At 29.2% G+C, this 17,062-nt stretch carries 15 protein-coding genes; 1 reads left to right on the plus strand and 14 read right to left on the minus strand.

Translation table 11 applies throughout. The annotated features are described in order from the left end of the window. Nucleotides 1-67 precede the first annotated feature (67 nt). The 10 genes from FYJ33_RS13690 to FYJ33_RS13730 form a co-directional block, all read right to left on the minus strand. On the minus strand, nucleotides 68-961 hold the full coding sequence (locus FYJ33_RS13690) for an AraC family transcriptional regulator (RefSeq protein WP_154532273.1): 894 nt from the start codon (nucleotides 959-961) through the stop codon (nucleotides 68-70). Nucleotides 962-978: 17 nt separating this feature from the next. Continuing rightward, nucleotides 979-2,733: a glycoside hydrolase family 13 protein gene (locus FYJ33_RS13695; RefSeq protein WP_154532274.1), complete on the minus strand. Its 1,755-nt coding sequence runs from the start codon at nucleotides 2,731-2,733 to the stop codon at nucleotides 979-981. 325 nt (nucleotides 2,734-3,058) lie between these two features. Further along, the gene (locus FYJ33_RS13700) at nucleotides 3,059-3,883 is read right to left on the minus strand and encodes a class C sortase (RefSeq protein ID WP_154532275.1); all 825 of its coding nucleotides are present in this window, start codon (nucleotides 3,881-3,883) and stop codon (nucleotides 3,059-3,061) included. Nucleotides 3,884-4,046: 163 nt separating this feature from the next. After that, nucleotides 4,047-5,510 (minus strand): SpaH/EbpB family LPXTG-anchored major pilin, encoded by a 1,464-nt coding sequence (locus FYJ33_RS13705; protein WP_206046703.1) that lies wholly within the window; start codon nucleotides 5,508-5,510, stop codon nucleotides 4,047-4,049. A gap of 26 nt (nucleotides 5,511-5,536) precedes the next feature. After that, complete coding sequence (locus FYJ33_RS13710; RefSeq protein ID WP_154532277.1) at nucleotides 5,537-8,086, minus strand: SpaA isopeptide-forming pilin-related protein; 2,550 nt, start codon at nucleotides 8,084-8,086, stop codon at nucleotides 5,537-5,539. Between the two features lie 217 nt (nucleotides 8,087-8,303). Further along, nucleotides 8,304-8,885 (minus strand): ATP-binding cassette domain-containing protein, encoded by a 582-nt coding sequence (locus FYJ33_RS13715; protein ID WP_154532278.1) that lies wholly within the window; start codon nucleotides 8,883-8,885, stop codon nucleotides 8,304-8,306. Between the two features lie 127 nt (nucleotides 8,886-9,012). After that, nucleotides 9,013-9,528, minus strand: a complete 516-nt coding sequence (locus FYJ33_RS13720) for a nitroreductase family protein (RefSeq protein ID WP_154532279.1) — start codon at nucleotides 9,526-9,528, stop codon at nucleotides 9,013-9,015. An 81-nt stretch (nucleotides 9,529-9,609) separates the two neighbouring features. Further along, nucleotides 9,610-9,735, minus strand: coding sequence for a hypothetical protein (locus FYJ33_RS16730; protein WP_268891469.1), 126 nt, complete (start codon nucleotides 9,733-9,735; stop codon nucleotides 9,610-9,612). A gap of 104 nt (nucleotides 9,736-9,839) precedes the next feature. Further along, on the minus strand, nucleotides 9,840-10,775 hold the full coding sequence (locus FYJ33_RS13725) for a tRNA dihydrouridine synthase (RefSeq protein WP_154532280.1): 936 nt from the start codon (nucleotides 10,773-10,775) through the stop codon (nucleotides 9,840-9,842). A 73-nt stretch (nucleotides 10,776-10,848) separates the two neighbouring features. Beyond that, nucleotides 10,849-11,718: an SPL family radical SAM protein gene (locus FYJ33_RS13730; RefSeq protein WP_154532281.1), complete on the minus strand. Its 870-nt coding sequence runs from the start codon at nucleotides 11,716-11,718 to the stop codon at nucleotides 10,849-10,851. Nucleotides 11,719-12,179: 461 nt separating this feature from the next. Here FYJ33_RS13730 and FYJ33_RS13735 point away from each other — a divergent pair, with 461 nt between their 5' ends. After that, entirely contained in the window at nucleotides 12,180-12,365 is a 186-nt protein-coding gene (locus FYJ33_RS13735; RefSeq protein ID WP_154532282.1) for a hypothetical protein, read from the plus strand. Between the two features lie 186 nt (nucleotides 12,366-12,551). Here the strand turns inward: FYJ33_RS13735 and FYJ33_RS13740 are convergent, their stop codons facing one another. From FYJ33_RS13740 to FYJ33_RS13755, 4 genes are all read right to left on the minus strand, one after another. Then, nucleotides 12,552-12,884 (minus strand): hypothetical protein, encoded by a 333-nt coding sequence (locus tag FYJ33_RS13740; RefSeq protein WP_154532283.1) that lies wholly within the window; start codon nucleotides 12,882-12,884, stop codon nucleotides 12,552-12,554. Between the two features lie 52 nt (nucleotides 12,885-12,936). Then, nucleotides 12,937-13,728: a condensation domain-containing protein gene (locus tag FYJ33_RS13745; protein ID WP_154532284.1), complete on the minus strand. Its 792-nt coding sequence runs from the start codon at nucleotides 13,726-13,728 to the stop codon at nucleotides 12,937-12,939. A gap of 76 nt (nucleotides 13,729-13,804) precedes the next feature. Then, nucleotides 13,805-14,995: a 23S rRNA (uracil(1939)-C(5))-methyltransferase RlmD gene (gene rlmD, locus FYJ33_RS13750; RefSeq protein ID WP_154532285.1), complete on the minus strand. Its 1,191-nt coding sequence runs from the start codon at nucleotides 14,993-14,995 to the stop codon at nucleotides 13,805-13,807. Nucleotides 14,996-15,179: 184 nt separating this feature from the next. Further along, nucleotides 15,180-16,811, minus strand: a complete 1,632-nt coding sequence (locus tag FYJ33_RS13755; RefSeq protein ID WP_154532286.1) for a GGDEF domain-containing protein — start codon at nucleotides 16,809-16,811, stop codon at nucleotides 15,180-15,182. Nucleotides 16,812-17,062: the final 251 nt, after the last annotated feature.

Below are 17,062 nucleotides of genomic sequence, written 5' to 3' on the forward strand. Positions count from 1 at the left end.
GATAAGTCATGTAGTGATAATTTCCTGAACCAAGAAAATTAATTCCACTTGTATCCTCTTTATTAATTTAGTTATTAATGTTCTGATACTTCTTGTATTCTCTTGGCGTCATGTTGTACTTCTTTTTAAACATCCTGTTAAAATATGATACGTTTGGTACGCCAACCTTCTCCGCCACTCCATTAATTGACATATTTGTTTTTGTAAGAAGACTAGTTGCTACATTAAGTCTGTAATCATTCATATATTCCACGCATGTAACTCCCATGTTTTCTTTAAAAAACCTCATAAAATAGTGACTACTGAAATTAACTAAAGCAGAAAGTTCACTTATTTCAATTACTTTATCATAATTTTCTCTTATATAATCAAGTACAATTTTTATATTCTTAGTTGCTTCTTCTTTATAACTTGACTGTACCGACTTTTTCTCACACTGATATTTAAAAAGATAATAAATGAAATTAAAAAGTTCAGACTTTAATCTAAGTTCAAAAAATTCATCTTTATTTTTATAAATTTTCACAAGATTATTAAAAGAATCCATGATTTCAGTATAGCCATCCATACCTGCTCGAATATATTTGGGACATGTAAACTTGCCATCATTAAATGGTATTAAATACTTTGCAGAGCATGTGTCCACTGTAACGCTCTTAATCATATCCATATTAAATAATAATGATGTAGCTTTCATTGGATAATCCTCATACTGAGAAAATGAGTGAAGTGAACATGGCTTTATCACAACAAGATCGCCCTCTTCCGCCAGGACACTTTCAAGATCTATATTCAGCTTAAGCTTACCTTCATGAATATAGATCAGTTCTATTTCATCATGCCAGTGCATTGGAAATGATGTAAGTATCTCAGGAATTGCAGTATAGTATTTTACAAATGGCAGCAGCGCATCCCCATGCTTTGTATTTTCTTTAAAATTCATATATTCGTCATGTAACATACTATACCTCCAAAAAATTATCTTTTTATAATAATAAATCCATTCTGTTTAAGGACTTTGCCATCATATAACCTTGAAAAAATAACTTCACATGTCTTATTAATAATTATATCTTCATCAGAACAATTCAAAATAACTTCTATATCTTCACCTTTATCATCTTTCTTAATATATGATAATATTCGTTCATTATCAGTATGCTTTGTAAAACATATGTTACTACTTCTAAATGCATTCTTTTCTTTTCTTAACCTAATAAGTGTCTTCATAATCTCAATTCTATCATTATAATCGCCATTCTTTATTTCATTCCATGGCATACATCTTCTGCAGTCAGGATCATGTTTTCCTTCCAGTGCAACTTCTGTTCCATAGAATATGCATGTAGTACCCGGCATAGTAAATAATACGGCCATCTGCTGATAAAACTTATCTATATCTCCAAGCTCTGTGACAAGCCTTATTGTGTCATGTGAATCAAGAAGATTAAAAAGAACATCATTAGTCTGTTTCATATACATAGAATAGCATCTGTTGATACTATGTTCAAAATCATCTCTTGTTGTATTCTTATTAAGCCAGAAATCATCTATGCTCTCCTTAAGAGGATAATTCATAACAGAATCAAATTCATCACCTCTAAGCCACTTCATTGAGTTATGCCATATCTCTCCCACTATATAGAAATCACTTTTTAATGATAACATTCTTTCCTTAAGTTTTTTACAAAATTCATGTGATATTTCATTAGCCACATCAAGTCTTAATGCATCAATATCATACTCATTTACCCAGTAAGTACATACATCAAGAAGATAATTTATAACCTCTGGATTATTTGTATTAAGCTTTGGCATATAATCTTCAAACGCAAATGTATAATACTTACCCTCCATAGCATTATATCCTTTATTAAATGGCCACTCATTAATCATAAACCAATTAAAGTATTTAGACTTTGGACCATTCTTTACAACATCCTGCCATACAGGAAAATCTTCTCCACAGTGATTGAATACTCCATCTAGCATTATACGTATGTTTCTTTTATGTGCCTCAGAAACAAGCTTCTGCATAGTTTGTTTGTCACCAAAATTTGTATCTATTTTATAATAATCTGTAGTATCGTACTTATGATTTGACTTGCTTACGTTTATTGGAGTCATATATATACCTGTTATACCAAGTTCCTTCAAATAATCAAGTTTATTAATTATCCCTTGAAGATCACCACCATAGCATTCTGAATTCTTTACTGATTGATTTGGCAATGCCCATTCCTTAACATTTTCAGGATTTATAGTCTCATCTCCATTACAGAATCTATCAGGGAATATCTGATACCATATAGTACTTTTAACCCAGTTAGGAACAAAATTCACATCAGCTTTATTCATCCACGGGAAGAAGAAATCCTGTCTCATTCCTCTATGACTTTTAAATTCATCTTCAGTCATAAAACCCCCTTCAATATAGAATACATGCTCACTTCCTGCTATAAGTTCAAAATAATATTTACATCTCTTAAACTCAGGTTTTACTATAACACTCCAAAACTTATGATATTGAAGCTTCTTACATTCAGCAACTTCTATTCTGTAAGTCTCCGCTACATAATCCCCTCCCATGATTCCACCTTTAAAAGGATCTCCATAATACAATATCACTCTGTCAACATCATAGCCTGTCTTTATGTTAATAACTAATTCGTTTTCGTTTAATGGATAACAATAATTATCTTTTGATTCATGATAAATTGCACTTAAATTCATATTTACACCACCTTATAAAAGTTACTATAATAGCACAAATGCTATACATTTATTACTTTTGTATTATTATCATGATAATTTAAACGTTTTTACTTACTTTAATATTATTATAATGCTACAAAATATGCTTATCAATAATAAAATAAACGCTAATTTGCAGTAAACTTGCACTATAGTAACTTATTATATAATCTACTTAAGCTAATAAAATATTATACTTGCGACCTATGACCTGTGACTTATTCAAATTATTTCAGAATAACAAAAAAGGCCTACAGACAGAATACTCTAATATCTTCTTTCTATAGGCACTAATTCTTCATATTTATCTTTTCATTTTCATTCTATATCTCTTAATCTTTACCAGAAAAATCACCTCAATTGCAATTCCTACGCTGCAGATACAGCAATACAAAAAAGTTTTCTCTTCTCTTTTAACTACTGGTTGTTTATCATCATTTTCAACAAATATCCCTCTTACAAGTAGCCTGTTTGTATTTATACTATATGGTGTACATGTAACAAGTGTAACGTAATTCTTATTTTTTACGGGTATAAGTTCTCTTGTATCTGTAGGACTTACTACACTTATTTTATCAACTTTATACTTAAAAGTTTTATTCAGTATTTTTATATAAAAATAATCATTAATTTTAAGTCTATCAAGATCTGTAAAAAGCCTAGCTGAAGGCAGCCCTGTATGCCCACTTAATACACTATGACATCCCATTCCACTTATGGGAAAGGCAGTTGTGCTAATATGACCAACACCTTTTCTTAAGACCGAATCACTTATTCCATGATATATTGGAAGATTGATGTCAATTTTAGGTATAGATATATACCCCATTATTCCGTTTTCAAAATTTAAAATATCATAATAATTTTTATGATTTATATGGCTTTCTGATGATGAAGTATTATATAAGATATCTGTGCAGGCACTCCTGCTTTGATTATACTTTTCAGCCTCTTTAAACAAATTGTTTATATCATTTTTCTTATATTTTTTAATTGTATCATTATATGTATTTATACTTTTATTCTGACGATATTCTGCAATTTGACTGCTTACTATTGGGTATAGTGCAATTCCAAGACCTAATATAAATAAAAGTACTATACTTATTTTTACAACTATATTCTTCATAAAAACACCTAACAATCTCAAAATTATTTATAAAAATAAAAGCTGCTGTAATAAGATATATCTATTGCAAATTTATAGTGATAATATATATATATATATACTGACTAAAGATGCTTACTTATTCAGCAGCTTAATTTTCTTTATTAATTAAATGAATTTCATACTATCTTACATTTTGTTTTCTGTTTGATCTTATAAATAAGAATACTGCTGCAATCATTAACAGTATACCTGATGCTGTAAATACCACAACACCCATACCTCCTGTTATAGGCAGGAAGAACTTACTGTTTTCAACTTCTATTTTTTCAGTATGACTCTTAGCGTTTATAGTTACTTTTAATGGTTTTGATAATAATGTATAAGCTTTACCCTTCTCATCCTTAGGAGCCTTAACTTCAACTATCCAGTAGTCTGTTGCTCCCTCATTTACTGCCTGTCCTATTGTGCCATACTTTAATCCGTAAAATTTGGCTATTCCATCTTCTCCACTTACAGCTACCCAGTCTTCTTTTTCATTTTCAGGATTCTTTATAGCATTAGTACCATCAATTGCGTCTTTTTCACTTCTATATATCTTAAATTCTGCACCTTTTAATACTGCTTTTGTATCAGCATCATCTTTTAACAACTCTACTCCACCTGTATGAACTTCTGGCTTATCAGATTGAGTCTCTCCTGCTTCATTAAATTCATTAGTATAGCTAAGAGTAGCTTGGTTAGGAATTTCTGCTCCCATTACAGCAGTACTGTTTATTTTAGTTGTAAAAGTAATCTTCACACTTCCACCTGGTACTGCCGAAAGTTTCTTTAATCCACTAGTTGTAAATACAACTTTCAATACATTATCTTTTTCTGAAGGTTCTGTTACTTCATAATCTGTTGTTTTTAATAGATTAATTGATTCGTTATCCTTTACAGAAACAGATAAGTTTCCTGAATAAGTTAACCTTGAATCTATTTTATCTGTAATCTCGTACTTCTTATAATCAGCTATTGTTTTAGGAATAGATGGTTCTATTATCCATGTAACATCTTTGTTTATATCTGCTGAATCATGCTGATTTCCTTCTTTAGTTACAGATTTGTGTATAACAGGAGTCTCATTAGTTGCATTCTTTGGATAGACATGCACATCATATATCCACTTACTCCCGTCTTTATCTGTCATAGGCACATTAACTATAAAGTTTGCACATTTTTGAGTTACCTGACTATTATCCTCCTCAACAACAAGATAAGTGCCAAGTTCAAGATCAGAAGCTACAGCAACTCCTTTAGTACCATTACTTCCATCTGCTGTAGTAACTTTTATTATTGGTTTAGCTCCTTCTGGAACAGTAGTATCTTTTGTTCCATCTGCAACTTTATATATATCAAATGTTACTCCTCCTAAAGGAATAGCTCCACTTGGTATATCAGTGTCTGCCAATACTTCTCCTGTTGCTTCTTTACCATCTACTGGCATTTCCTTCATTAAATATTTATGAATTGTTATTGACCCTTTTCTTGTTTTATCTATAATTGAATCATTAGCTTTTACCCTTAAAGCTGGAATTGATGCAAACACAATTATAAAACTTAACATCATTCCTAATATTATTGACATCTTTCTTCTTATTTTCATAAGAAATCCCTCCATATGATAAAAAATTATTTCCTCATTTTAATTTTTCTTTTACACCATAGTATATAAATACTCACTGCAGTCGCTATAAAGATAACACTCCCTAGCATAAATATCTTTATTCCACCTGCACCCGTATATGGAAGCTGAATCTTGCTGCTATTTTGCACAGTAATTTTTACAATTCCATTATTATTTTTATTTATATTTACTTCGATAGGATTGTTAAGTAAATTATATCCTTCTGGTGATTTAACTTCTGTAATCCTATAGTATCCATATAACAAATTATCAAATACAGCTTTTCCATTATCTTCTGTCACACTATTTTTCACATTAAATGATTCGTCCTTCTCTTTTGTATCAGGATTTATCTTTTCAATCTTAAACTCAGCACCTTTAAGCATTTTTGAAGTATCATCTGTATCCACTTTTGTTATCTCAATTCTACCCTTTAATAACTTATTGGTATAAACAATTTTGTTTTCATCATTTTCCACAAATCCCGTAATACTACTTTTTCCATCTTCTATAGTTCCATTATTATTTACATTGTCCACTTCATATCCGTCTTTATCTAATTCAGTTATTGTAAACTTAGATTGTAGCGGTATGCCTCTTATCTCCGCTGTTTCTCCAACTTTAATTTCTATTACATAATTTCCATCATATACTGAAGTATTTTTTTCTATACCATTAACATAATATTTTCCACTATAATTAATTGGCTTGTCTAAATCTACACCTAATATAGAATTAATATCTATTCTAAATCTAAAGACATCATCAGTTACATTTTTGTCACTCAATTCTTTAGTTATTCTGATATTACCTTTTTGTATACTATTTATAAATTTCACATGATAAATTGAACTCGTATAATGTGTTGCATTTTCTTTTATTGTAAATTGATTAGTAACTACACCATTACCTGAAAACAAATTAATATTGTCTGTTAAGTTTCTTACACTCCACTTCGTACTAAATCGCTTATCTTCAATTTCTTTTATTTGTACATTATCATTTTTATTAAATACCTCATCAAATTCCGCCACATATTTATCTTTTAATGTAACAACATTGCCATCCATTATATTTTCTTTTGTTATCTCATTGGCTGTAAGCAGATATTTAAGATAGCTCTGCTGCCTCGAATTTTTATAAACATTAAAACGAAAATCAATATTCTTAGCTATTTCATCTGTCTTACTCTGAAGGAATTTATTAACCCCTGATGAATCTACCTGCTTTTCCAAAAGGGACTTATTCTTCATTGGCTGAAAATTAAAATCTATATATAGATTTGATTCAACCATTCCTCTTTGCATATAGAACAATGTTAACATATGTGGTTTGTTTTCATCATATCTTCCAGTATTATCAAATGAATCTGATGAAAATGAAAGATTTTTCACTGATGTATAAGTTGGCTGATATAAATTATCTGATTTTAAACTTCCTTGAACGGCGTGATCAACAGTAGCCTTTTTATCTTTAAAATTAATGTTGCCTGTTGTCTGACTGTGATCACCGCCCATATCTAGCACTAGTTTACCATCTATAAATACCCATACATCATCATCGCCTTTAAAATTAAACTGAAGTGGTATTTTATTGCCATTAACATCTGTTGTCATACCATCCTGATTTAGTAAAAATGGAATTTCGACCTTCGTCCCAAAGCCATAATGAAGTTTTGATACATCTGAATCATCAGCCCCTGTATTAAACGGAAAAAATCCTGGTTCATTCCTTCCTGTTCCCCATCCATTAACTCCATTCATATCTCTTACAATTTCGGAATAGTTATCATTAACATCGAACCAGTAATCAAGATGATTTGTATTTCTATTTATACTAACTATATCTGTAATATTATTGCGATTGCTTTTATATCCGCTTTTACCACTACTGAACATATAATACATACTGTTAGTCCCATCTTTGATTCTTCTTTTAAACGGAAACTTCATATCAGTAACAGTATTCCCCACATCACCTTGTATAATATCTTTGTTAAAATACATCATCTTAATAGTTCCATTATCTGTTTTCTGTAGTATATCACCATCTTCATCTAATGTATCATTTACTATTCCCTGAATAGATGCTGAATAATTGTCATTTCTATTAGCTCTATTGATTGCCCAGTAAAACCTGTAAGCATTTGTTTTACCATTATAATATAATGGCTGACCATAATCTCTGTTATACTCAGGATGATTTGAATCTCCTGCTGCACCATTAAAATCTCCAAAATATAATGGATATAATATTTTATTTTCCTTAGCATATTTAGATATCTTAGAGTTAAATTTTTCAAAAGAATAGTGATCATTATCCCTGTCATCACTCGTATCAGATGTTTGATATTTTCCGTAGTAATCAAAAAACGTAGATTCTGCGAGAAAATCAGCGTTACCTTGTGAGCTCTGTATATTATTTGTATTTTCATAAGCTTTAACAGATATCATGCTTGTACAAATAAATATAATTATGACAAGTGATAATATCTGCTTAAGATACTTCATTTTTTCGTTGTTTCTCAAAAAATTCATCTTACTATAAACATACATATTTTCTCCCCCCTTTCATATGGTTTTTTTTTACATTTAATATATTAACATTTTTTGCTATATTTTTCAATATATTTATTTTTTTTTATTATTTGCATAAAAAAAATAACCTATAATATATAAATGATATCTATTATAGGCTATCTCTACTGCTTTTTTTCTTATTTATGACTATTATTAAAAAGTTTTTTTGAATATTGTAATAAAAACTCTTCTTTTAATTTCTATATGAAAACATATTAGTAACAAACTTATCATTCTGATACAAGCTGTATACTATTTGGCTTCCTTGCTTTTCTTTAATATATCTATTGCCACTATATTCACGAACATATTTGTCAGATGTTTTTGTTGCATCTAATTTGTAATATATCTCACTACCGTCAAATACTAATGTTTTGATTAAGCGCTCTCCTTCAATGTTATAAACTAAAATTGTAACTTTATCTTTATTACCTAATAAAACATTATCAAAGAAATTACACAATGGCAGCTTATTCTGAATCATGCCAATTGAATCTATTTCTGCATCCACAAGTATTCTTCTCATTTCTCCCTCTTCCTTATTTGACTTTATATCAAACATCTGCAGCACAGTTGTATCATCATTCTTATCAATTTCAATGCTCTGACTGATATAACCAAGTTTTACCGAACTACTGAAGAAGATACTTCCTCCATCAAGCTGCTGATCTCCCAGCATGATTTTAATCAGAGTACTTTTGCCACAGCCATTATCTCCAAAAAGACCTATTCTTTCACCTCTCATAATATAAAATGAGCTCTTCTTGAATAACATTCTGCCATCAAAACTTATATCCTTTAAAATCTCTTTATCTCCAAATTTTATCTTTTTATATTATTCCATATATTAGTATGTGTCAATCAATAATTTTTATTTATCATAGACATATATATAATTCATCTTAAACTCTTACTATATAATCTGCTTTACGTGGTTTAGCTGGTACAAATTCTTCTGCATATCCTAAGATACAGTTTCCTATCCCCACATAATTATCTGTTATTCCCCACTTCTTCATAAGCTCTTTTCCTTCTTCTGTTTCAAAAACTTCTTTAGCTCTATGAATCCAGCATGAACCAAGTCCTACAGCATGAGCTGCATTTAAAAGATTTCCCATTACAAGGCTTCCATCTTCAAGATAAGTTCCCCTATTTTTATCAGCAAATACAATTACAACTGTTGGTGCACCATAAAAAGGATCATTACTGCTGCCCATAACAGCTCCATTCATCTTTGAAAGCTTAGCTACAGTTTCTTTGTCCTGAACTACAACCATTTTAGGTGACTGCATTCCCATTCCTGTTGGTGCATATGTCCCAGCTTCAAGAACAGCATTAAGTTCTTCATCTTTAATCTGCTCATTTCTATAATTTCTGCAGCTTCTTCTTGTCTTTAAATCCTCTAATGTTTCCTTCATTGATATCTCCCCTTTTAAATACAAATTAAGCTATATAATTAAAAGCCCATCTGCAATTAATTATAGCACATCAACATTTGTTTATTTCACCATAATATCCCTGGCAATTCTGTCATTTAACGCTCTTGAATCATCATCATTAAATACTAAATGTAATTTGAAAGTCATTGAATAACGAAGAAAGAACAACGGTGTAAGTTTCTTCATCAAAAATTCTCTATTCGTTATTTACTGCTCTATAACTTTTTCTATCAAATCACATAAACTTAAGTTTATATAGATTTATTACATAAAACACTTCCCAAATAAATTTAAATTAACTCTAGTTCTCTGAATATTGATGCGACTATTATGTTATAGTCAACAAGATCTTGTGATTTTCTTATCTTCTTTATGTACTTGTCGCTATCTTGGAACATATTACCCATGTAGAACCATAATTCTTTCATTTTGAATAATACATGTTTATCACCAGAAAGTACTCTTTTATAATCATTATATAATCTGTCATGGAATGATTTTAACTGCTCTTTATCAATATTCTTACCATTTTTAATTTGTGTAATTATTCCTGGATTTCTAAGAATACCTCTACCAAGCATTACTCTATCAACCTGTGGAAACTTCTCAGTTATCATTTTATAATCTTCTACTGTAAAAATATCTCCATTGTAACATACAGGATTAACACTTGATTCAAGCGCATCCTTGAATACTTCTAAATTAGGTGTGCCCTTATAATAATCAGTCTGTACTCTTGGATGAATTATGAGTTCCTTAAGAGGATACTTATTATAAATCTTCATAAGTTCATACATTTCTTCTGGATCTTCTTTACCTATTCTTGTTTTTACTGACACATTTTCTGCTCCAGCTTTAAATATCTCATAAAAGAATTTATCAAGTTCCATCCTTTTTGCCAGAAATCCTGAACCTCTAAATTTAGACACAACTGTTCCTGAAGGACATCCAAGATTAATGTTAACTTCATTATATCCAAGCAACTTAAGCTTTTTACATGTATCCATAAATCCTTCTGATTTATTAGTAAGTATTTGTGGAACAAGATTTATGTCCACATTATTTTCAGGAAGAATATCCTTTAATTCTTTTCCCTTTAAATTTCTGCTCTTGTTAGGCACAATAAATGGTGCAAAATATTTATCTATATTTCCAAATATATCGTGATATGCATTTCTATATATATGCCCTGAAATACCTTCTAGTGGTGCAAAATAAAATTTCATCTGTTTTCTCCTTAATATCGCTTTATCCTAAGTTTAATTATATTAATAAAAAAAAGCGTGTCAAAATTTTTTATTAAAACATACTTATCTGTTCTATATGTTTCTTTTCTTCAAATTCATGCATATATTTAAATAATTCATTCGCGTCACATACAATATTGTTCTTATCACATTCTTCTTTTAATATAGCCATAAGCTTAGCATTATTAGGAGAAGGAACCTCATATGCATTACCGAAAGTCTTAATATATTTTTCCTTCATTCCCGGGAAATATTTGTCGAGTTGCTTGTAAAAATACTGCCTGTCACCATCTCTTAAAGTTACACCCATGCCAAAAGTCAGTATGCCATAAACCTTTGCTTCCTTGCAGTACTCAACTATTCCTCTGACATTTTCCTCAGTGTCATTAATAAAAGGTAATAAGGGCGTAAACCATACAATAGTAGGTATTCCTGCATCACGCATAATATTAAGTACTTCACCTCTTCTTTTTGTTGTACATACGTTAGGCTCTATAATCTTACATAAATCTTCATTATAAGTTGTAAGTGTCATCTGAACTACACATTTAGCTTTTTCATTTATGCTTTTTAATAAATCAAGATCTCTTAAAATCATATCTGATTTAGTCTGAATAGCTAAGCCAAAACCATAATTATCTATGACCTCAAGGCACTTTCTTGTATTTTGTAATGTTTTCTCACAATGCATATATGGATCGCTCATTGCTCCAGTCCCAATCATACACTTCTTACGTTTCTTTTTTAGACTCTGCTCTAAAAGCTCCACCGCATTTGATTTCACTTCAATATCTTCAAACCTATGTTTCATCTGATAACATGTACTTCTTGCATCGCAGTATATACATCCATGGGTACACCCCCTATATATGTTCATACCATTCTGAGAAGAGAGAATTGATTTTACTTCTTTTTCATGCATAAAGGCCACCTCTTTTCGATACTTATTTTTATCACTATTATAACAATAAAAACCTGTCATCCATTGGCAGGTTTTTTAATGTATTTTTTTATATCAAGTGACTCTACTATATTTTTCTTAGAATTCTTATGTTGAATTGAATATTTTTCATAAAGGCTTTTATATTTATCATCTCTTGTTATATTATATAAATCACTATATAACAGTTTTAAATCATAATAGAAATGACACCACTTTACAAGTAATTAAATTACCATAAAATACAACGAACCAAAAACCGTTTCCTGTACAAACTAATCATAACAAACAAACTCTTTTGTAAGGACGGTGTTTGGTTCTATGAATAGTATTGGTAATAATTTACTAATTAATACATTAAAAAAATATTAACTGCATATAAAAGTATTTTTTATAAACGAAGCTTTGATAACTTTCAAATAATAGTAATCTCAATTCTATATATGCAAGAAGTTAAGTCTATAAAATTACTTTATGATAAATTTATAAGAAAGTATTGGAATGTCTGCTTAAATAGATTTTACTATTTCTTATCAGAAAAGAATTTTAATATAACCGAGTTAGCGATAGCAACTATCAACATTTTAATAAAGCTTATTCCAAATGAATTAAAAGATAATATTATTTAAATGGGCATTGTTTTGTATGTTTAGCTATGGCTATTCCAGTAATGTATAATAAAAAAATTCATTATATTAATACTACTTTATAAGTATCATTTTTAATTATATCTGTAATCTTAGAATCTTCAGTAGGTGAAGTAAACTTAACTGTATCACCTATTTTATAACTCCCTGGTGTCTTTTGATTGCTTTCTACAACGCATTCTCCTTGCTGCTTTGGCAGCCTTCCTTTAACAAGTTTAACTTGATTAATTGATTTTGAATTACTGTCATAAGACTAGGAAGAGCATGAACCTTCACAACATTATTTCTCTCTCCTGATCTTACAAGAAGATCTGCTGAATATGAAGGCATTACATCTTTCACACCAGTTAAATTCTTTAATGGATTTATATCTTCAAAACTATGTCCCACAATATTTCCGTTAACTTTTTCATAATATGCTGTTTTATCTTTAAACATTGATGCAGATTCATTTATTAACTGTCTTACTTCTTTAAATCTCAATTTTTTAATTTTCTGCACATAGCAACACCTCTTTATATTTATAAACTCACATATTTATTTCTTTTAATTCTCAAATTGAAAGTGCATTATTTATCAATAGCTCATCCTTATTATTGAGCATTGATAGATAGCAGTACATCGCAAGAATAAATAAAACCTGCGGAGAAATCCTGTTTTTCTTACAGTAATCATTTACCACCTGAACTTCTTCCTTTGGAAGAGTAATTATTTTGGCTGTTGATGTAAAATCAAGTGATATTCTTCCATATTTCTTTCCTACATTTTTTCTATTTACTGAACTATATGAAGGCGCCTCATCGAATACGCTCTTCCAGTATTCCTCATCATCCTTCATTTTCTGAGAATCTGTGTATTTAAGCTCCTCCTCAATAACCTTAAGAAATGATGCAGGTTTTTCAGGAAGATCCTTTCCTTCCCTTAATGACAGATAAACCTCAAGCGCATCCTTCATAAATACTGTTAATCCCCATGCATCAGCTATAACATGGTTGACCACAACACACAATGCAACACGATTCTCAGGAACCTTTGCAATTACAACATCTATAAGATTACAATCTTTCCATTTCATTTCAACGCATGCTCTTTTATTAAATTCCTGCTTAATTTCTTCTATTGATTTATCACTATAATCAAGGACCTCTATGTCCCTATACTTTTCATCACTTAAATATTGTTTTATGTTTTTGTTTATCTCTGTAAGATGTATATTTAATGCATCTATCCTGTTAAGTGAAATCAATAATGCTTTTTTTAGTAAATCAATATCTATGTCTTCCTTAAACCATAATGAAGTACATATATTCCAATTTTTACAACATTTAAGTTTTACCTTTTTCAATTCAATTTTCTAGACATAAAAAAGTGCCTCTTACTTTCAAATAACTTGAAAATAAGAGGCTAGTCCTTTAATTACACTATTTTTTTGTTAATAAACATACACACTCCGAATGAAGCGTATGTGGAAACATATCCACTGGATATATTTCACTAGTTTTGTAACCTTTTCTTTTAAAGTATTTTAAATCTCTTGCTAAAGTTTCTGGATTACATGATACGTAAACTACTTTCTGAGGCTTGATTTTTGCTATGGAATCTATGAACTTTTCTGTGCTACCGCTTCTTGGAGGATCCATGATTACTGCATCAATTTTTTCACCTCTGGCAGCCATATCACTCATGAAATCTCCAGCATCTCCTTCAAAGAACCTTGCATTTTGAATTTTGTTAAGCTTTGAATTAAATATAGCATCTTTTACTGCATCACCATTTAACTCTACGCCTATGACTTTTTTAACCTTTGAACTTGCTATAATCCCCATTGTTCCAATTCCACAATAAGCATCAATTACAGTTTCAGTGCCTTTAAGCTCTAAAAGATTAATTGCTTTATTATATAATATTTCAGTCTGTACTGGATTTACTTGATAGAATGACTTTGGAGAAATCTTGAATATACAGCTACATAAAGTATCCATAATGTAGCCCTTCCCATAAATCACTTTTTCTCTGTCACCTAACACCATACTAGTCTTCTTATTATTTTCATTAAGTACAATAGTAGTTATATCTGGATGAGCTTTTAAAAGTGCTTTTACAAAATTATTTTTTGATGGAAATACTAACGATGCCACAACTAGAACCACCATTATCTCACCACTTTTAAATCCTCTTCTTATAAGTACATGTCTTAAAAGCCCATCTCTTCTGTCTTCATCATAAATCCTAATCTTAAATGATTTTGATAAATTTCTGATTGTACTTATTATCTCTCTTGCCTTTTTATCCTCAATTAGACAATTGTCAACCTGTACAACTTTATGTGTACCCATTTCATAAACACCACTAATAACAGTTCCCCTATTATTAGCAAATGCCGCATGTACTTTATTTCTATAGTTATAAGGATTCTTCATACCTATAATATGATTAATCTTTATCTTCTTATCAAAAAGCTTTTTAAGCATTTTTTCTTTATCTTCAAGCTGTTTTTCATAAGGAATATTTAAACTACTACATGCCCCGCACCTTTTTGATACAACACATTTAGTATTTTTAGACTTAATATTAGATATATTTTCTTTAGATTTGATATGTCTATCTTTCATAAATTTTTCTCCTATAATAAATCATTTAACAGATTACTACATAAATTAAAATTCACATTATGTTTAATTATAAGTTAATTTATCGTTTTATATCAAATATTTTATGTAAAAAACTAATTTTAAATTTCATAACTGTATAAATAATAAAAAAACACCAGTATATATTATACTGGTGAAAAAAAGATCATTTTATTCCTTTTATTTCTTTTTTATTTTTATACATTCTATCATCAGCCTCTTTCAGTAATTCCTTTAACGAAAGACCTGGATATTCATACGATAAAGCATATCCGCATGCATAACTAATATCAAACTTGTTATTTTTTTGATTATATTGTTTAACATCTCTTCTTATATTATTTAATATACACTTAATTGTATAATCATCCTTGCCCTTTATAACAGCAATAAATTCATCTCCACCAAATCTGCCAACAAAATCTCTCCTGTATATATTATATCTTAGAATATTAGCAAAATCAGAAATTAAAATATCACCAACTTCATGTCCCAATGTATCATTTATCTGCTTAAGCCCATTTAAATCAAACATTACAACTCCCAAAGGCTCCTTTATTACTTCATAATTAGCAATTATCTCATTACAACGACTTTTATTAAATAATCCTGTATGTTCATCTATATTAGCTTTATGACTTATTTCAAAAATTGATATGAATCCTATTGTTATAATGTAATTTAAAAATGCAATAAGTGTATATAATATTCCTTCTGATGTCTCTTTAATATAAAAACTAAGCACATCCATGCTTAATCCTAATATACAAAGTATAAAGCAAAAGTGTAATCTTTTATTCTTCTTATTTATTATATTGTGATGTTTTTCATATATACATATACAAACTATCATTATTATAACAATTCCCATAATAATATGCGAAATCCATAATGTCTGCCTTAAATCAAAAAGATTTGTAAGCTGCAGTATTATCATAATCATCACTATTACACTACATATAATACTGGTATAATCTAATAGTTTGCGAACATTTACAGAAAATTGTTTTTTCACGCTCAATACCCATGGAATTATGCCCATATCAAGCATTAATATACTAATATACGAAAGCTTTAAAGCACTTTTAGGAAACATCAATGGAGCAAAGCCAATATCTGTTATTTTCCAAATGCCTATACACAAGGAAAATATACCTAAATAAAATAGAATACCATTATCCTTACCTTTTTGTTTAAGAACTAATGAAGTTATAGCAAAAACAATTCCAATTACTATTGCTATACAGCTTAATATGATTTGTGGTAAATCTTTATATAACTGTTCTAAATAAATATTGAACGCATTTGCTATATAAAAATTAATTTTTTTATTTCTTACCGAATCATATACCGGAATAATATTGATAGATATCTCTTTTCCTTTATCTTCAGGATATATAGGAACAATATTCCAATTGCAAGCTGTAGTTTTTCCTACTTTATTTTCATTAGTAGTTTTTAAACTATACATTAATACACCATCATAATATACCTCAACCTGCTGCTGAATTGTATAAAATGCAATACAATTTTGTTCATTTTTAATTTCTTCCTGTATCCATCTATACTGAGTATACATTTTTAATGGTTTATTCTTATCATTTACTTCTTTTATCTCTGGATTCTTTATAATGTTATATGATATATCATTTCGTGATTTAAATATATTAAGATTAGTAAATAATGATACATATAATATAAAAAATAAACTTGTTACTATTACTACAATAAATATCTTGTAAGAAACTTTTTCCAAATCGTTTTTGCCTATTTGTTTATCTAATATTCCATTTTTCATAAGTTATTGTATATATACCTTTCTTCATCAGTCATTATACGCTCATATTTTAAAAATATAGTAATGACTAATTGTATAATGAAATTGAACCAATAAAAAATCCATAGTGATTACCCGTGTTATAATTAGTTAGTGTAAAGTTTCTTCACACTTTTTACTTTAAAATTTATTTATATATCAAGGTTTCGGAAGTTTTTTTGTATAAAAAAACAACGACCCCCTAATTTCATGTTACAATTGAATCTCCTACA

Source organism: Inconstantimicrobium porci (assembly GCF_009696465.1).
GTDB classification, from domain to species: Bacteria; Bacillota; Clostridia; order Clostridiales; family Clostridiaceae; genus Inconstantimicrobium; species Inconstantimicrobium porci.